The organism is Frigoribacterium sp. ME-P-080 (assembly GCF_030209595.1).
In the GTDB taxonomy this organism is placed as follows: domain Bacteria; phylum Actinomycetota; class Actinomycetes; order Actinomycetales; family Microbacteriaceae; genus Frigoribacterium.
In genome coordinates this window covers 42,297-62,503 of the sequence record NZ_JARVRR010000002.1, presented here as the reverse complement: position 1 = coordinate 62,503, position 20,207 = coordinate 42,297, and the positions used below count along the sequence as shown (strand labels likewise).

General features: G+C 73.6%; 22 protein-coding genes. 10 read left to right on the top strand and 12 right to left on the bottom strand.

The features are described from left to right. Nucleotide 1: 1 nt before the first annotated feature. Nucleotides 2-640: a hypothetical protein gene (locus QRN23_RS01800; RefSeq protein ID WP_285062266.1), complete on the bottom strand. Its 639-nt coding sequence runs from the start codon at nucleotides 638-640 to the stop codon at nucleotides 2-4. Between the two features lie 178 nt (nucleotides 641-818). On the opposite strand from QRN23_RS01800, the gene QRN23_RS01795 reads away from it, so the two are divergent. Further along, complete coding sequence (locus QRN23_RS01795) at nucleotides 819-1,262, top strand: hypothetical protein (RefSeq protein WP_043596785.1); 444 nt, start codon at nucleotides 819-821, stop codon at nucleotides 1,260-1,262. Between the two features lie 69 nt (nucleotides 1,263-1,331). Here QRN23_RS01795 and QRN23_RS01790 read toward each other — a convergent pair whose 3' ends face one another. After that, nucleotides 1,332-2,372 (bottom strand): glycosyl hydrolase family 18 protein, encoded by a 1,041-nt coding sequence (locus QRN23_RS01790; protein ID WP_123571357.1) that lies wholly within the window; start codon nucleotides 2,370-2,372, stop codon nucleotides 1,332-1,334. A 74-nt stretch (nucleotides 2,373-2,446) separates the two neighbouring features. Between QRN23_RS01790 and QRN23_RS01785 the strand changes: the two genes are divergently transcribed. After that, nucleotides 2,447-2,776, top strand: a complete 330-nt coding sequence (locus tag QRN23_RS01785) for a DUF3140 domain-containing protein (protein WP_056043833.1) — start codon at nucleotides 2,447-2,449, stop codon at nucleotides 2,774-2,776. A 64-nt stretch (nucleotides 2,777-2,840) separates the two neighbouring features. Further along, nucleotides 2,841-3,515, top strand: a complete 675-nt coding sequence (locus QRN23_RS01780; RefSeq protein WP_285062262.1) for an SDR family oxidoreductase — start codon at nucleotides 2,841-2,843, stop codon at nucleotides 3,513-3,515. A 62-nt stretch (nucleotides 3,516-3,577) separates the two neighbouring features. Here QRN23_RS01780 and QRN23_RS01775 read toward each other — a convergent pair whose 3' ends face one another. Both QRN23_RS01775 and QRN23_RS01770 read right to left on the bottom strand, forming a co-directional pair. Further along, nucleotides 3,578-3,928, bottom strand: a complete 351-nt coding sequence (locus QRN23_RS01775) for a hypothetical protein (RefSeq protein ID WP_285062261.1) — start codon at nucleotides 3,926-3,928, stop codon at nucleotides 3,578-3,580. Between the two features lie 260 nt (nucleotides 3,929-4,188). Further along, entirely contained in the window at nucleotides 4,189-4,401 is a 213-nt protein-coding gene (locus tag QRN23_RS01770; RefSeq protein WP_043596779.1) for a hypothetical protein, read from the bottom strand. Nucleotides 4,402-4,488: 87 nt separating this feature from the next. Between QRN23_RS01770 and QRN23_RS01765 the strand changes: the two genes are divergently transcribed. Next, nucleotides 4,489-5,937, top strand: a complete 1,449-nt coding sequence (locus tag QRN23_RS01765) for a glucose-6-phosphate dehydrogenase (protein ID WP_285062260.1) — start codon at nucleotides 4,489-4,491, stop codon at nucleotides 5,935-5,937. Between the two features lie 167 nt (nucleotides 5,938-6,104). Here the strand turns inward: QRN23_RS01765 and QRN23_RS01760 are convergent, their stop codons facing one another. Further along, complete coding sequence (locus QRN23_RS01760) at nucleotides 6,105-6,935, bottom strand: transglutaminase-like domain-containing protein (protein WP_285062258.1); 831 nt, start codon at nucleotides 6,933-6,935, stop codon at nucleotides 6,105-6,107. A 113-nt stretch (nucleotides 6,936-7,048) separates the two neighbouring features. Here QRN23_RS01760 and QRN23_RS01755 point away from each other — a divergent pair, with 113 nt between their 5' ends. Both QRN23_RS01755 and QRN23_RS01750 read left to right on the top strand, forming a co-directional pair. Continuing rightward, nucleotides 7,049-7,345, top strand: a complete 297-nt coding sequence (locus tag QRN23_RS01755) for a hypothetical protein (protein ID WP_043596776.1) — start codon at nucleotides 7,049-7,051, stop codon at nucleotides 7,343-7,345. Nucleotides 7,346-7,407: 62 nt separating this feature from the next. Continuing rightward, complete coding sequence (locus tag QRN23_RS01750) at nucleotides 7,408-7,707, top strand: hypothetical protein (protein ID WP_285062256.1); 300 nt, start codon at nucleotides 7,408-7,410, stop codon at nucleotides 7,705-7,707. Between the two features lie 172 nt (nucleotides 7,708-7,879). Here QRN23_RS01750 and QRN23_RS01745 read toward each other — a convergent pair whose 3' ends face one another. The 3 genes from QRN23_RS01745 to QRN23_RS01735 all read right to left on the bottom strand — a co-directional run bounded on the left by QRN23_RS01745 (nucleotide 7,880) and on the right by QRN23_RS01735 (nucleotide 10,715). Next, nucleotides 7,880-8,776: an aggregation-promoting factor C-terminal-like domain-containing protein gene (locus QRN23_RS01745; protein ID WP_285062255.1), complete on the bottom strand. Its 897-nt coding sequence runs from the start codon at nucleotides 8,774-8,776 to the stop codon at nucleotides 7,880-7,882. 374 nt (nucleotides 8,777-9,150) lie between these two features. Next, nucleotides 9,151-10,374, bottom strand: coding sequence for an AI-2E family transporter (locus QRN23_RS01740; RefSeq protein ID WP_236557055.1), 1,224 nt, complete (start codon nucleotides 10,372-10,374; stop codon nucleotides 9,151-9,153). 119 nt (nucleotides 10,375-10,493) lie between these two features. Continuing rightward, the gene (locus QRN23_RS01735; protein WP_285062252.1) at nucleotides 10,494-10,715 is read right to left on the bottom strand and encodes a DUF1653 domain-containing protein; all 222 of its coding nucleotides are present in this window, start codon (nucleotides 10,713-10,715) and stop codon (nucleotides 10,494-10,496) included. Nucleotides 10,716-10,755: 40 nt separating this feature from the next. On the opposite strand from QRN23_RS01735, the gene QRN23_RS01730 reads away from it, so the two are divergent. The 4 genes from QRN23_RS01730 (at nucleotide 10,756) to QRN23_RS01715 (ending at nucleotide 15,288) form a co-directional block, all read left to right on the top strand. After that, entirely contained in the window at nucleotides 10,756-12,162 is a 1,407-nt protein-coding gene (locus QRN23_RS01730; RefSeq protein WP_082460074.1) for a carboxylesterase family protein, read from the top strand. A gap of 214 nt (nucleotides 12,163-12,376) precedes the next feature. Then, a complete protein-coding gene (locus QRN23_RS01725; RefSeq protein ID WP_285062250.1) occupies nucleotides 12,377-13,120 on the top strand; it encodes a DUF1275 family protein in 744 nt (247 codons plus the stop codon). Next, on the top strand, nucleotides 13,113-14,522 hold the full coding sequence (gene allB, locus QRN23_RS01720; protein ID WP_285062248.1) for an allantoinase AllB: 1,410 nt from the start codon (nucleotides 13,113-13,115) through the stop codon (nucleotides 14,520-14,522). Before QRN23_RS01725 ends, allB begins: the two co-directional genes overlap by 8 nt. Nucleotides 14,523-14,556: 34 nt before the next feature. Further along, the gene (locus tag QRN23_RS01715) at nucleotides 14,557-15,288 is read left to right on the top strand and encodes an MBL fold metallo-hydrolase (protein ID WP_123571365.1); all 732 of its coding nucleotides are present in this window, start codon (nucleotides 14,557-14,559) and stop codon (nucleotides 15,286-15,288) included. Nucleotides 15,289-15,358: 70 nt separating this feature from the next. Here QRN23_RS01715 and QRN23_RS01710 read toward each other — a convergent pair whose 3' ends face one another. The 4 genes from QRN23_RS01710 to QRN23_RS01695 form a co-directional block, all read right to left on the bottom strand. Continuing rightward, nucleotides 15,359-16,573, bottom strand: a complete 1,215-nt coding sequence (locus QRN23_RS01710) for a cell wall-binding repeat-containing protein (RefSeq protein WP_157485186.1) — start codon at nucleotides 16,571-16,573, stop codon at nucleotides 15,359-15,361. Nucleotides 16,574-16,769: 196 nt separating this feature from the next. Continuing rightward, nucleotides 16,770-17,720, bottom strand: coding sequence for a MurR/RpiR family transcriptional regulator (locus QRN23_RS01705; RefSeq protein WP_233568466.1), 951 nt, complete (start codon nucleotides 17,718-17,720; stop codon nucleotides 16,770-16,772). After that, nucleotides 17,717-18,973: an allantoate amidohydrolase gene (locus QRN23_RS01700; RefSeq protein WP_285062243.1), complete on the bottom strand. Its 1,257-nt coding sequence runs from the start codon at nucleotides 18,971-18,973 to the stop codon at nucleotides 17,717-17,719. The genes QRN23_RS01705 and QRN23_RS01700 overlap by 4 nt, the downstream gene beginning before the upstream one ends. Beyond that, entirely contained in the window at nucleotides 18,970-20,172 is a 1,203-nt protein-coding gene (locus QRN23_RS01695) for a pyridoxal-phosphate-dependent aminotransferase family protein (RefSeq protein ID WP_502874806.1), read from the bottom strand. Before QRN23_RS01695 ends, QRN23_RS01700 begins: the two co-directional genes overlap by 4 nt. Between the last annotated feature and the right edge of the window lie 35 nt (nucleotides 20,173-20,207).

The following is a 20,207-nucleotide window of genomic DNA, read 5'->3' as shown; positions in this document are numbered from 1 at the left end:
GCTACGGGGCGGTCGGCAGGGACGGCATCGTCCGCACGAACTCGGCGAAGGCCACGATGAACACCGAGAACGCGACCACGATCGTGATCAGGTAGACGGCGATGAAGAGCCACAGCGGCGCTAGCCCGCCACCGGTGCGACGCTTCACGACGACCGAGCGACCGACGACGTAGACGACCGTGAGGAACGCCCACGGCCACGGGAACGGCTTCACGATGCCCCGGGCCGTCAACGCCCGGTGGTCGAGCCAGGCGAAGACGACCGTCAGTGCGTAGACGAGCAGGCCGATGCCCATGTAGGCGAGGTAGCCCGGCGTGAACGGCGACTGGTAGACGCCCGGGGTGATCGTGGCGGTGCGCTCGAGGTAGTCGCCGACGTCCCAGAAGGCGAGCCCGATCAGCTGCACCAGCGGCAGCAGGACGAGCACCCAGACGAACGGGGTCGAGGTGCTGACGCCGGGGTTGGTGCCCTTGAGCGGGTCGGCGTAGCCACCGGGCCCGGGGTAGGGCTGCTGCCCCGGCTGCTGCGCCTGGGGGTGCTGGCCCTGGTACGGCGGGGAGTACCGGGGGTCCTGCTGGTTCTGGGGGTTCTGCTGGCTCTGGGGGTTCTGCCAGGGCTGCTGGCCGGGGGCGTCGCTCACGGTGTCTCCGTCGTCGTCGTGGGTGGGCAGGTCGGGTCGTCGTCGCGCGTCGGGCCGCTCTCCGGCAGCGTAGTGCGGCGGCTCGACTCGGCGCCCGCTCCGGTTTCCGCCTGTGGACGGACCTGTGAGGGCAGCTCGGGTGGGAGGATGGTGGGAACCCCTCGACAGGAGATCACCCGTGGCGTCGCTCCCCCTTTCCGTCATCACCGCACTCGAGGCCTTCGCCGCACCCGATCGCAAACAATCCGTGCACGACCTCGCCGTCGACCCTGCCGGCCCCGAAGAGCAGGCCCTCGCCGACCTGACCGGGTCGGTCGAGTGGGTCGACATGGCCGTCGCCCACCCGCTCGGTCCCGACCGCAGCGACCCCGAGGGCATGCGCCGACTGCTGCAGGCGATGGGAGCAGAGGGCCGCTGCGCCGTCCTGTCGGCGTCGGGTTCCGAAGACGACCGCGACCTCGGCGGCGCCCTCGACGGCGTGCTGCACCAAGAAGGCGGCGCGCTCGTCGTCTGCCGTCCGGGTCCGCTCGCGCTGCTGATCACCGGCCGCGGGGAACACTGGCTGCTGAGCGACCGGGACATCCCCCAGCTGACCGGCCCGATCGGCGTCGTCACGCCGTAGGCGGCACCCTCCGGCGGCGATCCGGCACGAGCCGCATCCGTGGCCGCAGCGCGGCGCGTCGCCCGGACGTCAGCCGCGGCGGATCGGGTCGCCCGTCGTCAGCTGCCAGATCGCGACGCCGTGGAGCCCCTTCGACTCGGCCAGATCGGCGCGCGCGGTGATCGAGCGACCATCCGACCACCAGAGGGTCGAGCCGTCGCCGGGCGAGGCGGTGTACTCGGCCTGGTCGGCGTCCCACGAACCCGTGGACTGCGCAGCGGTGCGGGCCTCGGCGACCGACAGCGCGCCTCCTGCGGTGCCGTCGCCCGTCCACCGGTAGCCGTACCCCGCGACGCCGAGGTCGAGGCGGTCGGCCGGGACGGACTCGAGTGCGGCGTCGAGGACCTCGCCGACCCAGGGCAGGCCGCCGACGGGCCCCGGTTCGCTGAACCCGGCGCCGTGCTGGTCGTAGGCCATGAGCACGAACCGGTCGACGGAGTCGGACAGGGCGGCGAGGTCGTAGCCGAGGTCCGCGTACCCCGCCGGGTCGGTGCTGGGCTGCAGGGCCATCGAGATGCTCGCGTCGTCGGGCAGGGCGTCGCGGAGCTCGGCGGCGAAGTCCACCAGTCCCGGGGCGTCCGCGGCCGAGAGCGACTCGAAGTCGATCTGGACGCCGTCCCAGCCGCCGTTGACGACTTCTCCCGTGAGGCCCGACACGACGAACTCGCGGTTGGCCCGGCTCGACAGCAGTTGCGACGCGAGCTCACCGCTGAAGCCGTCCTGGCCCGCGTTGACGACGAGCAGCTCGGCCTTCCCGCCCGCCGACTGGGCGGCCTCGCGGAGGGAGTTGGCGGACTCGTCGCTCGGTGCGACCCCGGCCCCGCCGGTCGTGATCGCGACGCCCGAGACGCCGACCGTGTCGATCGCCGACCCGCTGCGGTCGAGCGCCTCGACGGCGGCCGTCGTCGCGTCGGGTGAGGCTATGGCGTAGCCCTCGACCGCGAGCCCTGCCGGGATCTTCGCCTGCGGCGCGACCGTCGGGTTGTTCCCGTCGGCCGAGCACGACGACATCGTGACCGCGAGCGAGGCGGCGAGCAGCAGGGCGGCGGTGCCGGCGGTCAGGGTGCGCACCGTGCCATCTTCGTCGATCCGGCGGAGCGGTGCGGAGCGGGGCGGTGCGGCGCGGGGCGTGCTTGGCTCGTCGCATGGCAGACGACGGACGACAGCAGACCTGGGACGAGTTCCACGACGACGTGAACATGACGGCCTCGACGCTGCGCGAGTGGCTCGACACCGACGAGTCGCGCGAGGTGGGGCAGAAGGACGGCGGCGAGTCCGTCGGGCACGAGAGCGGCCGGCACATCGTGCGCATCCTCGAGAAGAAGAAGGCCGACCTGACCGACGCCGACTGGAAGCACATGGAGAAGGTCCACGGCTACGTCGCGCGGCACTCGAAGCAGCGCCCCTCGGGCGACGTCACCGACACGAAGTGGCGCTGGTCGCTCATGAACTGGGGCCACGACCCGCTGGCCTGACCGGCGACCGGCCCGGCGGCCGACCGGGCCGACCGGCGGCCCGCGGGACCGGCAGACTGGTCCGATGAAGACCGCACTCGTCACCGGGGGCTCGCGGGGCATCGGCCTCGCCGTCGTCCGAGACCTCGCCCGCACCCACCACGTGATCGTCCACGGACGGGACGAGGAGGCGCTGCGGGCGATCACCGCCGACCTCCCGTCCGCGACGGCGTGGGCCGCGGACCTCTCGGGCCCGGCCCTCACGGTGCCGCCGCTCGACGGACTCGACGTGCTGGTGCACGCGGCCGGTGTCATCGGCGGGCGCGCCGTCGCCGACACGGAGCGCGACGACTGGCGGCGCGTCTTCGAGGTCAACGTGTTCGCCGTCGCCGAGGTGACGCGGCAGCTGCTGCCGGCGCTGCGGGCGGTGCAGGGCACGGTCGTGTCGATCAACAGCGGCTCGGGGTTCACGGCAGGGGCCGACGGCAGCACCTACGCGGCGAGCAAGTTCGCCCTGCGCGCGCTGACCGACGCCCTGCGCGAGGAGGAACGTCCGCACGGCGTCCGGGTCAGCTCGGTGCACCCGGGCCGCGTCGACACCGACATGCAGCACGAGTTGGTCACGGCCGAGGGCGGCACGTACGACACGTCGCTCTACCTCGAACCGCAGTCCGTCGCGGACGCGGTGCGGCTCGTGGTCGACCTGCCGCACGGGGCGACCGCCGAGGTCGTCTCGGTGCGCCCCACCCGCCGCGCCTGACCCGCCGGGGCCGAGCGGCCGCGGCCCGGCCCGCGCCGGGCGCGCTGGCGGCGCCGGCCGGGTCAGGAGGACCGACGCGAGGCCGAGGCGTCGGCAGTGCCGGACTCGACGTCGGAGAGACGGGCGACGCGACGGTTGTGCCAGGCGATCTGACCACATTGGGCGGCGGCCACGGCAAGGAAGACGACCACGGTCGAGAAGCCGAGGTCGGTGGTCTCGCGGATGCCGAAGACTCCCAGCAGGGTCATGCCCGTGCCGAGCCCGCGCCCCCACCGGAGGCCCGCTGGCGTGTGCGGCGACTGCCGCCACCACGGGAACCGCCGGTCGCCGACGGCCGCGAGTTCTCGCGCCGTCGCGTTCGTCGTGAGGGCGGCCCCGAAGACGAGCACCACGAGCCACAGCAGCAACCACATGCCGACGAGGCTAAGGGCAGGGTGGCGTCCCGCGCCTCCCCCGCCAAGGTGATGCAGCCGGCACCTGCCCGGACCGATGCCGCATCGCCGGGCGGGCATCGCACCGCCGGACGGATGTCGCACCGCCGACTGAGCATCGCACCGCCCACTTCGGCGGTGCGATGTTCATCAGGCGGTGCGACGCCCATCGGGTGGTGCGGACCGCGGGTGGTGCGGACCGCGGGCGGTGCGGACCGCGGGTGGTGCCGACCGCGGGTGGGTCAGCTGTAGTCGTGGCCCGAGACGCCGAGGGAGCGGTAGACGTACTCGCCGCCCTCGCTGGCGTCGTCGTCGAGCTCCCACATCAGGTCCTCGCCGTCGGAGGCCCCGGGACGCGTGACGCTCTTCTGCGGCAGCCCGTCGATGAGGGTGAGTTCTTCGGTGGTGGTCTCGTCGTGGCCGACGAAGCGGGCGGTGTAGGTCTGGTCGCTCATGGCGTGGACGGTACGCCGGGTGCTCCGAGGCGGTCCGTGGCACCCCCTCCCGGGCGCGGCCGGGCGCGGCCCACTACCGTTCACGGCATGAGCGAGAAGAAGGCCCCCGAGCCGGCGACCCTGTTGATCCTGGGCGCGAGCGGGGACCTCGCCGCGCGCCTCCTGATGCCCGGCCTCGGCGGCCTGTTGTCGATCGAGCCGCCCCGGCGCGTGCAGCTGATCGGCGCCGGCGTCGAGGAGTACACCGATGCCGAGTGGAAGGCACGCGTGAAGACGTCGTTCGACAGCGTCCACGCGAGCGGCCCCGCCGTCGACGCGTTGCTCGAGTCGACCACGTACGTCACGGCCGACGTGACCGGGGCCGACGGCCTCCGCGGCCTCCTCGAGGCCTGTGACGCGCCTCCGTCCATCTACTTCGCGCTGCCGCCGGCCATCACCGAGAAGGCCTGTGCCGCCCTCCGCGAGGTCGACCTGCCCGAGGGCACGGCGCTCGCCCTCGAGAAGCCGTTCGGCACCGACCTCGCCAGCGCGAAGAAGCTCAACCGCGAGGTGCTGAAGCTCGTGCACGAGGACCAGGTGCACCGCGTCGACCACTTCCTGGGCCGCTCGACCGTGCTCAACCTGCTCGGCCTGCGGTTCGCGAACCGCCTGATCGAGCCCATGCTCAACAACCAGCACGTCGAGAGCATCGAGATCGTCTACGACGAAGAACTCGGCCTCGAGAACCGCGCGCGCTACTACGACCACGCCGGCGCCATGGTCGACATGATCCAGAGCCACCTGCTGCAGGTGATGGCCGTGCTGACGATGAACGCCCCCGCCACGCTCGGCGCGGCCGACCTGCGCGACGAGAAGGAGTTGGTGCTGCGCGCGACCCACGTCTGGGACGACGACGCCGTCGCGAACTCCCGCCGTGCCCGCTACGGGAAGGGCGAGGTGGACGGCCGCACCCTGCCCGCCTACGTCGACGAGGACGGCGTGGACGCGTCGCTCGAGACCGAGACGCTGGCCGAGGTCGTCGTCGAGGTGGCGAACTGGCGGTGGGCCGGCGTGCCGATCCTGCTGCGCTCCGGCAAGGCCCTGGCCTCGCGTCGCCGCGAGATCGTCATCACGTTCCGGCCGCCCACCCACGTCCCGAAGGAGTTCGTCGGCGGAGGCACCCCCGACCGCCTGCGCATCGCGATCTCACCCGACGAGATGTCGCTCGAGCTGAACGTCAACGGCCCGGGCGACTCGTACGACCTGTCGCGCGCCTCCCTGCACGCCGACTTCGGCGCGGCCGACCTGACGGCCTACGGCGAGGTGCTCGAGGGCATCCTCGACGACGACCCGACGCTCTCGGTGCGCGGCGATTCGGCGGAGGAGGGGTGGCGCATCGTCGCCCCCGTCGTCAAGGCCTGGAAGACCGGCGAGGTCGCGATCGACGAGTACCCGGCGGGGTCGGCCGGACCGACGTCCTGGCCCGCAGGCGTCCACCAGAACGAGCCCGCCGTCCGCGCGCGCGAGGGCGCGAAGCTGGCGCACCGCGAGGACTGAGCCGGACCCGGCAGGCGCACGCCGCCTCGCGCACGCCGCCACGAGGTGAACGATCCGCCACGCGATCGTGTGGCGGCGTGTTTACTTCGTGGCGGAGTGGGTCGGGGCCAGGGCGGGGCGGCAGGCAGGGGCGGCGCGAGTGCAGGAGGCGCGGTGCCGGCGGGCGGTCATCCGAGGCTGACGAAGGTGCTCACGTCGTCGCGCGGCAGCTCGTCGGCGACGGCTCCCACCTGCATCCCCGCGACCGTGACGCGGCCGCCGTGGCTCGAGAGGAACGCGGTGTCGGAGGCGTCCCGTCCGGTCGCGATGCGCAGGAGCGTCTGACGCGGGGCCAGCCCGGTCGCGTCGACCACGTGCCAGGCACCGTCGACGAAGGCCTCGGCCACGGCGTGGAAGTCCATCGGGGACAGGCCCGGGGCGTAGACGCTGACGAGCCGCGCGGGAACGTCGAGCCCCCGCAGCAGGGCGATCACGAGGTGCGCGTAGTCGCGGCAGACGCCCTGCCGGTCGAGCAGGGTCTGCACCGCGCCGTCGGTCGGCGCGCTGGCCCCGGGCACGTAGGCGAGGTGCGAGCCGACCCACGTCGCGACCGCGGCGAGCAGCTCGCGCCCCTCGAGCCCGCCGAACTCGGCGCGGGCGGTCGGGCTGAGCGTGTCCGACTCGCAGTAGCGGCTGGGGCGCCGGTAGCGCACGAGGTCGAGGTCGTCGACGGCGGGCTCGTCGAGTCGTCCGTCGACGACGACCCGGTAGTCGACGGTGACCCGGCCGGCCCCGACCTCGCACAGGTGGAGGAGGGTGCCGTGGTGGTCGTGCAGCTCGCGGATCTCGAGGGGTGCGCCGTGCTGGGTGACGGCCAGCGCCTCCTCGGTGATGCGGGCGGTGCCGACCTGCGCCACCGCGTCGGGCGCGGCGTAGGCGCGGGAGGCGGCGATCGACAGGACGAACTCGGCGGGGCCGTCGACGTCGAACTCGAGCCGGGCGGACGCGGTGCGCTTCATGACCAGAGGGTGGCACGGTCGTGAGTCGAACGTGTTTCGGGGTCCGCCGTGAAGCGGCTGCGACCCTGCTGGGACCGTCGCTCGATGTCGGTGGTGGCGGGTTGGATGAGCGCATGCCCTCGTACCGCGTCACGCTCACCGTCGGCACCCTGCGCCCCGGGGTGCGGCCCGATTCGGTGCTGCCCGCGGCCGCTGCGAGTGCGGCCGGGTTGACGACCGTCGAGGCCAGTGACGTCACGCTCGTGCGCGGTGAGCCGCGGTTGGTGGTGCGCTACGAATGTGCCGCCGACGAGCCCGCGCACCGCATCGGGGCCGTCGTCGAGGCGACCGTGGGCGAGCTGGCCGACGTGGTCCAGGGACGCGTGACGCGCCGCGACGGCGGGGCGTGGACGCTGGTGGGCGCGGTCTGACCCGGGTGACGTCGGGCCGGCATCCCTCGATGCACGGAACCCGCCGCGCGTAGGCTCCCGACATGGGGACGACGACGCGGACGCTGCTCACGACCACTGCTCGCACGGGGGTGACCGCGGCGACGGTCCTGCTCGTCTCGGGGCTGCTGACGGCCTGCAGCGACGACGACGGCGACCCCGTGGTGACCGTCAGCCCGAGCGTCAGCCCGTCGGCGACGCCCGAGAGCCCGACACCGGCGCCCGCGCCTCCCACCGACGGCATCGTGACCCCCTCGCCGGGCCCGACCAGCCCGAGCCCGCGTCCCACACCGGTCACCACCGACAAGCCCACCGACCGGCAGACGATCCCCCCGCAGAACTAGCGGTCGCGCCCCCGTGGCGCGGCGGTGCGCCCCCGTGTCGCGGCAGTGCAGGCCCGTGGCGCGGCAGTGCGCCCCCGTGGCGTCGCATCGCACCACGAACTGAACGTCGCACCGCGGATCTCCGCGGTGCGACGTCCGGCAGGCGGTGCGACCCGAGCCCGGGCCGACCCGCTCAGTACCAGTTGACGGACTGCGAGTGCGACCAGGCGCCGCAGGGGGTGCCGTAGACCGACTTGATGTAGCCGAGCCCCCAGGTGATCTGGGTCTTGGCGCTCGTGGCCCAGTCGCTCCCGGCCGAGGCCATCTTGCTGCCGGGCAGCGCCTGCGGGATGCCGGTCGCGCCGCTGGGGTTGTAGGCCTTGTAGTTCCAGCCCGACTCCTTCGTCCAGAGCGAGACGAGGCACGAGAACTGGTCGCTGCCCCAGCCGTACTGGGACGACGCGAGGGACTGGGCCGTGGCCTTGGCCCCGTCGACCGAGTTGTCGGCGGCGGCGCGGGCGGCCTCGGCGGCGGCCGCGGCGTCGGCGGCGGCCTTCGCCTCGGCGGCGGCCTGGGCCTCTGCGGCGGCCTGCGCGGCAGCGGCGGCGGCAGCGGCCTGTCGGTCGGCCTCGGCGGCGGCGGACTGGACGGTCTGCGCCGAGAGCGCGGTCTTCTCGACGCGGTCGTTCAGCGTCGAGGCGTCGAGCTTCTCGTAGTCGGCCAGGGAGGCGACCTGGGTCTGCAAGTCGCTGGCGTCGGTCCGGCTCGAGGTCGAGGCCACGACCTGGTTCGCGATCTGGATCGTCGAGCGCGCCTTGGCCTGGGCCAACGAGGTGGCGATGTCCGCCTTCTGCTGCTTGACGTCGGCGGCGTGCTGCTCGGCCGAGATGGTGTCGGCACCGGCGGCCGACATCGAGGTGACCGCGAAGCCGGTGCCCGTGACGAGGGCGACCGCGGCGACGCCACCGATCAGCGAGAGGCGACGACGGGCGGTGCGACGGCGTCCGGCGGAGAGCGAGCGGCGCGTGGCGGGAGCCTCGGCGGCGGCCGCGGCGTCCGCGCCGGAGGCAGGGGTGTTCTCGGGGGTCATGTGGTCCTCGTGCTCGGCCGACCCGCGCCTCCGTTCGGGCAGGGCGCACACGGCGGTGCCGCACGGGCGCGGGGCGCTCGGGGCGGCGGGACCCCGCGGCAGAGGCGGGGGAAGCCGTGACAGGTCGGTGTCGGTCTCGCGAGGCCGTGGGGCCTCGACTCGTCCGCCGCAGCTGCCCTGCCGAGTCGGGACTCGGTCGGGAGGGGCGCACGCGCCCGGGCGAAGTGACGAGTATGCAGAGACTTCCTGAGTAGAACCACACAATGCACTGTCGAACCGGGCAGTCCGGCGCATCATCCCAGCGGATGACATCGGCTCGCGCCTCCCTCATCCGAGCGAAGGAGGCGCGGGCCGGGCAGGTCAGCGGCTCGCGATCACGACGCCTCGGGTGCCGCCACGAGGTCCTCCGCGACGCGAGTTCGACGCCAGGCCCCCGTCGCCACGTACTTGACCATCACGTTCAGCACGGCGACCGTCGGCACGGCGAAGAGCGCGCCCGGGATGCCGGCCACGTACGACCCTCCCGCCACGGCGAAGACCACCGCGAGCGGGTGCACGCGGACGGCCGAACCCATGACCAGCGGCTGCAGCACGTGGGCCTCGAGCAGGTGCACGACGAGCACTCCGGCCAGCATGACCACGGCCTGGACCGGCCCCGCGAAGACGAGGGCGACGATCACGGCGAGCGCGCCGGTCACGATGGCCCCGACGACCGGGATGAACGACGCCAGGAAGACGAGGATCGCGATCGGCACGGCGAGCGGCAGCCCGAGGAAGAACGCGATGAGGCCGATGCCGACGGCGTTGACCGCGGCGACGACGATCTGCACGCGGACGAACGAGGTCAGCGTGTGCCAGCCGGCCTGGCCGGCCCCGTCGACGGCGGGGCGCGCCGCCTTCGGGAAGAGGCGGACGGTCCAGGCCCAGACCCCGCGACCGTCGATCATCAGGAAGATCGTGGCGAACAGGGTCAGCAGTCCCCCGGCCAGCAGGTGCCCGGCCGCGGTGCCGATCGACAGAACGCCGCTGAGGATCGCCTTGCTCTCGGTCTGCAGCGCGTTCTGCGCGTCCTTGAGGTAGCCGGTCACGTCGGCGTTCGTGAGGCTCAACGGCGGTCCCTGGAGCAGGGTCGTCAGCTGGTCGTACTGCGCGACGGACTGCTTCTCGATCTGCGGCAGTCCGGCCCGGATCTGCGTCACGGCGAGCAGCACGAGGCCCCCGACGACGACCACCCCGGCCAGCAACGCGGCCACGATGGCGAGCCACCGCGGCCACCGGTGCCGGTGCAGGAACCCCGCGACCGGCACCAGGAACGCCGACACGAGGATCGCGATCAACAGCGGCACGACGATCTCCTCGAGCGTGGCGATCAGCCAGAAGAGCACGGCCAGCGCCGCGGCGACCGCGAGCAGGCGCCAGGCCCAGGCCCCCGCGATCAGCATGCCCGGGGGCAGCGTGGCCGGGGGCAGCACGGCCACGGGCGGCACGGCCGAGGGCGGCGCGGCCTCGGCCGGGTCGGCGGTGCGGGTCGCGTCGTCCGCGACGCCCCCGTCTGTGGCTGCACCCTGGGGGTGCTGGGAGCGACGTGAGAACTTCATGAGCCGAGTGTCCGGCCGCGGGGCTATCAACCGGCTGTGACTTCGCTGACCCGCCCCGCGCCTCCTCGGCTCGCCCTCGACCGCCGCACGGTGGGCGCACCGGCCACCGGGTGGGCCGGTCAGGCTTCGGGCGCGAACCTCGGGCCGTCGTGCCCGTCACGTCGCACGTGCTCGGACCAGGCCGCGAGGGGCCGCAGCCAGAGGCCCTGCTCGCCGTAGAGCGCGCGATAGACGACGAGCGGCTCGTCGGTCTCGCTGTGGCGGGCGGTGCCGAGCACCTCGTAACGGCCGCCCTTGAAGTGGCGGTAGAACCCGGGGGCGGGAGGGGTGTCGGCGGTCATCCCGCGAGCCTAGACGGGCGGTGAGGGGCACCATGGTCGGGTGACCCAGGACGCCCCCCGCCCCACCGCCAGCACGCCGACCGCCCCCGGCGAACCGGTCGTCGACACCGACGACCGCGCCGCCCGCCGCGAGTTCGACACCCCGTCGGGCCGCATCGTGGGTCGGGTCGACGGCGAGGTCGTGCGGGTGCTCGGCGTGCCCTACGCCGAAGCCGACCGCTTCGAGCCGCCGCGTCCGGTCGCACCCTGGCCCTCCCCGCTGCTCGCCTTCGACCGCGCCCCCGCCTCACCGCAGGTCGCGTCGCCCGGGCTCGACGCCCTGATCGAGGGCGCCGCCGTCGGCATGGTCGACGACGAGCACTGCCAGCGCCTCTCGATCACCCTGCCCGCCGACCTCCTCGCCGACGAGCGCGTGCCGGTCATGGTGTGGATCCACGGCGGCTCGTACGTCTCGGGGGCGGGCGACCTGCGCGTCTACGACCCGCGCGCCCTCGTCGCCGAGCAGCGCGTGATCGTCGTCACCGTGACCTACCGGCTGGGCATGCTCGGTTTCTTCGGCGTCGGCGACGAGCTGCCCGCCAACCTCGGACTGCTCGACCAGCTCGCGGCCGTCCGCTGGGTGCACGAGACGATCGAGGCGTTCGGGGGCGACTCGAGCCGCATCACCCTGTTCGGCCAGTCGGCCGGCGGCGACGCGATCGCGCACCTGATGATCAGCGAGGGCGCCCGGGGGCTCTTCGCCCGGGCCATCGTGCAGAGCGCCCCGCTCGGCATCGTGCGCGGCCGCAGCCGCATGGTGAAGGCGATGACGGAGGCGGTGGGCACGCCCCGCAAGGACGCTCCGCTCGACGAGCTGCTCGCCGGGCAGTCCGTGGCCGAGCGGGCGGCGAAGCGCTTCGGCCTGCGCGGCGGCATGGCCTTCGGGCTGCAGTACGGGCGGGCACCGCTGCCGACCGAGTCCGCCGCCGACGCCGCGTGGCGCGAGGTCGCGCCCGAGATCGACCTGCTGATCGGCGCGACGGCCGACGAGACCGCGGTGTTCGCCGAGTTCTCCCCCCTGCTGCAGCGGATGTTCGGCCTGCCCGTGGTCGGCCGGGCGATCCGACGCCTGATGATCGACGCCACGACGAAGGCCGTCTACCACCGGGCCGGTCGGGCCTTCGCCGAGCGGCACCGCGCCGCGGGCGGGCGCGTCTCGACGTTCGAGTTCACCTGGGAGCCCGAGGGCACGGCGTTCGGCGCCGCCCACATCACCGAGCTGCCGCTGCTGCTCGGCGGCCGCGAGGCCTGGGCGCACACCCGCCTGGTCGGCACCACCGACTGGGAGGACGTCGACCGCCGCGGCCGAAAGGTGCGCCAGATCTGGGCCGACTTCGCCCGCACCGGCACGGTGGCAGCCGACGCGACGGCCGGCCTCGCCGACACCCTGGTCGTCCACCGCCGCTGAGCCGGTCCGTCCTGGGTGCCCTCGCCCGCGCCTCCTCTCGTCCCCGGGCACGGCTCCTCGCGTCCACAGGCGCGGCTCCTCTCATCCACAGGCGCGGCCCGGGGTTCGCGTGCGAGCGAGCCGCGACAATACGATCGACGGCAGAACCGATGCGCCGACGTCGCCGTACTCGCCCGCCCCGCCGTGCCCCGGCGCCGAGCACCTGAGGACCCCCGTGAAGAAGTTCCGCCGCAACCAGGCGCGCATGCACCTCGTCATGATGCTGACGCTGACGTTCACCACCGGCATCATCGACGCCGTCGGCTACCTCGGCCTCGACCGGGTGTTCACCGCGAACATGACCGGCAACGTGGTCATCCTCGGCATGGCCATCGCCCAGGCCGACGGTCTGCCGATCGTGGGCCCGATCGTGGCCCTCGCCGCGTTCCTGCTCGGAGCGGCGATCGGCGGCCGGGTGCTGCGCGGCGGCCGTGCCGGGTGGTCGGGCCGCAGCACGACCTCGTTCGGCGTGACCGGCGGCGTGCTGCTCGGCCTCGGCATCTCGACCTTCTTCGTCGTGCCCGAAGAGAACACGCCGTGGGCCTTCACGATCACCGGCCTGCTGGGCGCCGCGATGGGGCTGCAGGCCGCCGCCGCGCGCAAGATCGCCGTGGCCGACGTCACGACCGTGGTGGTCACGTCGACCATCGTCGGGCTCGCGTCCGAGTCGAAGCTCGCCGGCGGCACGGGCAAGAACTTCCCCCGGCGCGTGCTCGCCGTGGTGCTCATCCTCGCCGGTGCGGCCGTCGGTGCCCTGCTGCTGCAGGTGCACATCGGCGTGGGCATGGGCGTCGCCGGCGGGCTGACGCTGCTGGTCGCCCTGACCGGGCACCTCCTGCGCGAGCGACGCAGGGAGCTCGAGGCGCGCGAGGCCGAGGCGGCCGCGGCCGCGGCGACGGCCGGGGCGACCCGTGGCTGACGCCGTGCGGCACGACCTGGTCGTCCGGGCCCGTCGCGCCTGGGTCGACGGCGTCTGGCGCGAGGCGAGCGTCTCCATCCGTGACGGCCGCGTCGTCGCGATCGGCGGCCTCACCGACGAGGTCGACGCCACCGTCGACGTGACCCTGCCCGACGACCAGGTGCTGCTGCCCGGCGTCGTCGACAGCCACGTGCACGTCAACGAGCCCGGACGCACCGAGTGGGAGGGCTTCGCGACGGCGACCCGTGCCGCCGCCGCCGGGGGCGTCACGACGATCGTCGACATGCCCCTCAACAGCATCCCGCCGACGACGACCGTCGAGGCCCTCGAGCAGAAGCGCGCCGCCGCGGGCCCCCAGTCGGTCGTCGACGTCGGGTTCTGGGGCGGGGCGATCCCTGCGAACCTCGGCACGGGAGACCTGCGGGCCCTGCACGAGGCCGGCGTCTTCGGGTTCAAGGCCTTCCTGTCACCGTCGGGGGTCGACGAGTTCCCGCACCTGTCGACCGAGCAGCTGCACCAGGCGATGGCCGAACTGGCGGTCTTCGACGGTCTGCTGATCGTGCACGCCGAGGACCCCGACGGCCTCGACGCCGCCGCGGCCTCCCCGACCGAGGTGCCCGAGGTGCCCGCAGCAGGAGGCGCGGCCTACGAGGCGTTCGTCCGCTCGCGTCCCGACGTGGTCGAGCGCACGGCGATCGAGCACGTGGTCGACGCCCTGCGCGCCACGGGTGGACGCGCCCACGTGCTGCACCTCTCGTCGGCGACGGCGCTCGACACCATCCGGGCGGCCAAGGCCGAGGGGCTGCGGCTCACGGTCGAGACCTGCCCGCACTACCTGACCTTCGACGCCGAGCACATCGGCGACGGGGCGACGCAGTTCAAGTGCTGCCCGCCGATCCGCGGCGAGGCCAACCGCGAACTGCTCTGGCAGGCGCTGGTCGACGGCACGATCGACGTCGTCGCGAGCGACCACTCGCCGTCGACCCGCGAGCTCAAGTTCGCCGGCGGCCCCGACGCCGCACACGGCGACTTCGACGTGGCGTGGGGCGGCATCTCGGGCCTCGAGCTGAGCTTCCGCGCCGTGTGGACCGGGGCACGGCAGCGCGGCATCCCCCTCGAGGCCGTCGTCGGATGGATGTCCCGGGGCACGGCGGCGCTCGTCGGCCTGCCGACGAAGGGGCGGATCTCGGTCGGCGCCGACGCCGACCTCGTCGCCTTCGCCCCCGAGACGCCCGTGACGATCGACGTCGACGACCTCTCGCACCGCAACCCCGTGACCGCGTACGACGACGCACGCCTGTTCGGCGAGGTCGCGGCGACGTGGGTGGGCGGCCGGCTGGCGGGGCCGAGCGCGCCTCCTGCGCGGTTGCTCGTCCGTCCCGACACCGGGGTCGCCTCGTGAGGGGCGGCCCCAGCGCCTTCGCCGAGGTCGCGGCGTGAGTCCGACGAAGGCGGCGGCTCCCGTCGAGGTCGCACCGGGCGTGCACTTCGTCGAGGGTCCCGCGTCGAACTGGACGATCCTCGCGGGCGACGGCACCCTGACGCTGGTCGACGCCGGCTACCCGGCCGACCTCGAGCTGGTGGAGTCGTCGCTCCGGGCCGTGGCGTCGGCGACGGGCGCCGGTGACGCCCGGCTCACGTCGGTGCTCGTGACGCACGGGCACAGCGACCACATCGGCACCGTCTCGGCCCTGCGTCGGCGGCACGGCTTCGAGGTCTTCGCGGCGCACGCCGAGGTGCCGAACGTGACCCGCGAGCAGCTGCACCAGGTCACCGTCGGCGACGTCCTGCCGCACCTGTACAAGCCGCGGTTCGCCCGCTGGGTGCTGCACGCGGTGCGCGCCGGAGGCCTGGGCGACGTGGCCGTGACCGACGTCGTGCCGCTCGACCTCGGGGCGTCGCGCACGTTCAGCGGTCACCGTGTCGTGCCGACGGCCGCGGTCGGTCACACCCCCGGGCACACCGTCTTCGCGCTACCCGACGACGACGTCCTGATCACGGGCGACGCCCTTGTCACCGGCCACCCGACCTCACGGCTCGACGGCGTGCAGATGCTGCACCCGATCTTCCACTCCGACCTCGCCGAGGCGGGCCGCACCTACGGGCGGCTGGTCGACCGAGGGGCACGGGTGGTGCTGCCGGGTCACGGGCCGGTGCTGCGCCGCTGACGACACAGCACGGGGCCGTCCGGCTCGTGCCGGCCGCCGGCCCCGGTCATGGCGACGCGCGCGATCCCGGTCAGCAGAGCCGGCTGAGGTCCGCGACCCGATCTGCGAGGGCGGACGGACCGCCGAGCAGCACGACCTCGTCGGGTTGCTGGAAGTCCACGGCATGGTACGTCGCGCTGGGCATGCACGCGGCGCGCGACGTGAAGAGGGGTTGGCGCAGGTACCCCGCAGCGGCAGCACCGGCCAGGGCGTCGGGGAAGTTCTCCCCGTTCGCCACGAAGACGCTCGTCTCGGTGAAGTGGTCGACGCCGTAGGGCAGTCCCCAGTGCGTCGAGAAAGCGGTCGACCCTGTCCAGTGCGAGGTCTCGTAGCGGTCGCCACCCGACAGCCTCTCCACTTCATGGGCCGTGCCGTCGACGGGCGCGACGCGTCTCAGGTCGTCGACGATGCCCTGGCTCATGACCGCGGGACCGCCGACCGGATACAGGTAGCCCGGATCGACGGCGGCGATGAGGTCTCGGGTCGGCTCGTCGAGTGACGGTGCTTCTCCGGGTACGAGGATGAGTGGCATGTCGTGGGCGCCGGCAGCGGCCGAGGCCGCGAGGGCGTCGGGGAACGATCGACCCGTGGCGACGAAGAGCGCTCCGTCGTCGAAGCTGACGTCGTAGCCGGTGTGGTCGGCGGGGTCGTAGAGGGAGATGACGTCTCGCGGCCTCCCGACGGCCGGCGCCTGCCAGGTGTCGTCCACGAACGCGTCGATCGAGATGGCGCGCGACGTGGCGAAGCGGTCCGCTCCGAACACACGGTCGACGGTGGCGCCGGGAACGACGCGCTCGACCTGGTCGACGACCCGGGGCGAGAGCGACGTCTCGCCACCGACCACGACGACGCGTTCGGGGTCGAGCCGCGCGATCTCGGCGAGGACGACCGCCGGCACCTCAGTCGTGTCGGACAAGAGCAACGGCCCGCCGAGGTGTGCGGCCGCGGGGGCGGCACTCAGGGCGTCCGCGAAACCGCGTCCCGAGGCGAGGTAGACGACCCGCGCCTCCCGGGTCCTGTCGATCGCAGGCCCGACGGGCTCGACGGGCGTCTCGTCGTCCGAGAAGACGCTCTGACTGATGCGGACGGCCGTCGAGAAACGGTCGTCGCCGGCGACACGGACGACGACCGCGTCGCTTTCCGCAGCCCGGGCGGATACGGGGATCGACGTGCAGAACACGGCGGTCAGCGCCGCCGTGGCCACCAATGCCCCGATCGTCCGCCGCGTCGTCACGATCTCGTTCATCTCGTCGCCTCTCGTCACCCCCACCGCTCGAGCCGAGACCGGTGTTTCCGTCCGACAACATAGCGCCCGGGCGAACCCGCGAGGCACCGAGCAGGCCGCCCCGCCGCCCGGCCGCCCGGCGTGCCACCCACCCGGCCCAGGCCACTCTGGACGCGAGCCGAGGTCGTGAGGTCAGCCCCGTGAGCTGACGTCAGGCTCATTCGAGCTCGGACAGCTCGGCGTACAGCTCGGTGATCTCGGCGACGCGGCTGCGGCCACCCTCGGGCCGGCCGGCGCGCACGGTCTCGGTCAGCACCGCCCCGGCCAGCAGGGCGGCCAGGCTCATCGCGCTCGCGTAGCTGTCGAACGGGGCAGGGGTCTCGACCGGGCAGTCGAGCCTCACCGTCACGTCGACGCCACGCAGCGACGGATCGGCCACGAGCACCACGGGCACGCCGCGCGCAGCCAGGGACGACAGCACGCCGGCGAACCCGGCCGGCCGACGACGGAACCCCACCAGGACGACGACGTCGCGCGCCCCGAGCCCGACCAGCTCTTCGCCGATGGACTGGCCCGGCTGCGGCGCCACGCGCACGTCGTCCCGCGCCTGGACCAGCTGCTGCCGCAGGTGGAGCGCCACCGGGTAGCTGTTGCGGAACCCGGCCACAACGACCCGCTCGGCCCCGGCGACCAACGCCGCGGCACGCTCGAGTCGGCCGTCGGAGAGCCCCGAGAGCATCACGTCGAGGTTGTGACGTTCGGCCTCGGCGTGCTCGGCGAGCCCACCGGAGGCGCGGGTCGGCCCGACCGGGACGCCACGGCTGCGCGACGCCCTCGCCTGGTCGCGCACCTCTTGCGCGTCGGTGAAGCCGAGCCGCCGGAACAGCCGCGACACCGTCGCCTTCGAGACGCCGCTCTGCTCGGCGATCTCGGTGGCGGTGTAGACGGCGAGATCGTCCAGGTGGTCGAGGATGAAGTCGGCCGCTCGCTGTTCCTGCGGCGAGAGGCGGCCGTAGCCCGAGTCGATGCGGTCACGGATGCCCGCCCCCTCGACCGGGCCCGCGCCTCCTTCACCCTCGGCCGCGTCCGCGCCGGCGGCAGCGGTGGCAGCGGCGACATCGCCGTGCGTGTCGTCGCCGTGAGCACCGTCTCCGCGGCGGCCGCTCACGCGGACGCCCGCGCCGCGACCGGGTGCGCCGCCGCCACCGCGTGCACGGCGGTCTCGAAGGCGTCGAGCGCGACGGCCACGTCGTCGATCGAGACGATCTCGTCGGGGTGGTGGCTGATGCCGCCGTTGCCGCATCGGACGAACAGCATGGCCCACCCGGTCAGCTCGGCGACGGCCATGGCGTCGTGCCCGGCCTTCGAGAACAGCACCATCGGGTCGGTGTCGCCGGTCGCGACGATGCCGTCGCGGACGAACCCGCGGAGGCGCGGTGAGGCCACCACGGCCGGCGCGCGGTGGGTCTCGTCCACCGAGAGGGTCAGCCCTCGACGCTCGCCGACCTCGGCCGCGACGGCCTGGATGCCGGCCCAGACCTCGTCGCGTCGGTCGTCGCGCTCGCCGCGGAGGTCGAGGCTGAACTCGACGAGCCCGGGGATGACGTTGACGCCGCCGGGGAACGCCTGCAGGCGACCCACCGTGGCGATGCAGTCGGCCTCTCGGGCCAGTCGCTCGACCGCGAGGACGATCTCGCTGGCCCCGGCGAGCGCGTCGTGCCGACGGTGGAACGGGACGCCCCCCGCGTGACCGGCGACCCCGGTCAGCGTCAGCTCGAAACGTCGTGCCCCGGCGATCGACGAGACGACGGCGAGCGCCCGGTCGGCCTCCTCGAGGTAGGGGCCCTGCTCGATGTGGGTCTCGAGGTAGCCGATCACGTCGGCCGGTTCGTAGGCGGCCTCGCCGACCCGGTCGGGGTCGAGACCGAACGCCACGAAGGCCTCGCGCAGCGTCGTGCCGGACGCGTCGGCCAGGGACCACCACTCGGGCAGCCAGGTGCCGGCGACCGCGCGGGAACCGAGCAGGGCGGTGCCGAAACGGGTGCCCTCTTCGTCGCCGAAGGCGAGGACCTCGATCGCGAACGGCAGACGGGTGCCGGACGCCTCGAGCCGCGCGACCAGGGCGATGCCGAGCAGCACGCCGAGGATGCCGTCGTAGCGTCCGGCGTCGGGCACCGTGTCGAGGTGCGAGCCGAGCAGCAGGGCGGGCAGGCCGGGCTCGGTGCCCTCGTAGCGGCCGCGCTGGTTGCCGGCCGCGTCCTGCCAGGTGGTCATGCCGGCCCGTCGCATCCACTCGCCGGCCATCGCGTTCACCCGGGCGTGCTCAGGCGAGAGGTACACGCGCTCGATGCCGGTGGGGCTGCTCGAGACCGCGGCCAGGGCGTCGCAGCGTTCGAGGACGAGGCGGGCCTCGTCGCTCACGCCGCGCCTCCTGCCCGGTCGGCGTCGAGGTAGACGTCGTACGCGGCCCCGACGCCGCCCCCGCTCGTGATCGGTGCGCCCTCGCGGCGGAGCACGGCCTCGAGCGCGGCGAGCGTCGTGAGCACGGTGTCGCGACGGGCGTTGTAGCCCATCGTGCCGATGCGCCAGACCTTGCCGTGCAGCGGGCCGAACGAGGTGCCGATCTCGATGCCGAAGTCGGTGAGCAGGGCACCGCGCACCCGGTCGCCGTCGACCCCGTCGGGGATGACCACGGCGACCACGTTGTTCATCTTGTGCACGAGGTCGCCGAACGTCTCGAGGCCGAGCCCCTGCACCCCGGCAAGCATCGCGCGGCCGTGCAGCTCGTGTCGTGCCACCACGGCGTCGACGCCCTCGTCGACGACGAGGCGGGCGCACTCGCGGGCGCCCCAGAGCATGGTGGTCGCCTCGGTGTGGTGGTTGAGGCGCTGAGGACCCCAGTAGTCGAAGATCATCGCGAGGTCGAAGTAGTTCGACGCGATGCGTCGGCTGCTGGTCGTGTCGCCGTCGGTGCGGATGCCCGCCTCGATCGACGTGCGGGCCCGGATGACCTCGACCGCCCGTTCGCCGTAGGTGACGGGAGACGAGCCCGAGGGGCCGCCGAGGCACTTCTGCAGGCCGGCGCTGACGGCGTCGAGGCCGAGCTCGTCGGTGCGGAAGGCGTTGCCGACGATCGACGCCGTGACGTCGGTGTAGAACAGCACGCCGTGACGGGCGCAGACCTCGCCGAGCCCCTCGAGGGGCTGGGCGACCGTCGTCGAGGTGTCGCCGTGCACGACCGCGAGCAGCTTCGGCTGGACGCGCTCGATCGCCTCGACGATGGTCTCGAGCGGGAAGACCTGGCCCCAGGGCACCTCGATGACGTGGACCTCGGCCCCGCAGCGCTCCGCGATCTCGCGCAGGAGGTGGCCGAAGCGACCGAAGACGGGCACGAGCACCTTGTCGCCCGGTTCGATCAGCGACACGAGCGAGGCCTCGATGCCGGCGCGCGAGGTTCCGTCGACGAGCAGGGTCTGCTCGTTCGAGGTCTGGAACACCTCGCGGTAGAGCGCCTGGGTCTCGTCCATGTAGGCGGTCATGGCCGGGTCGTACTGCCCCACGAGCTGCGCCGACATCGCGCGGAGCACCCGGGGATCGGCGTTGATCGGGCCGGGGCCCATCAGGAGGCGGGCGGGCGGGTCGATCGGCTGGAAGA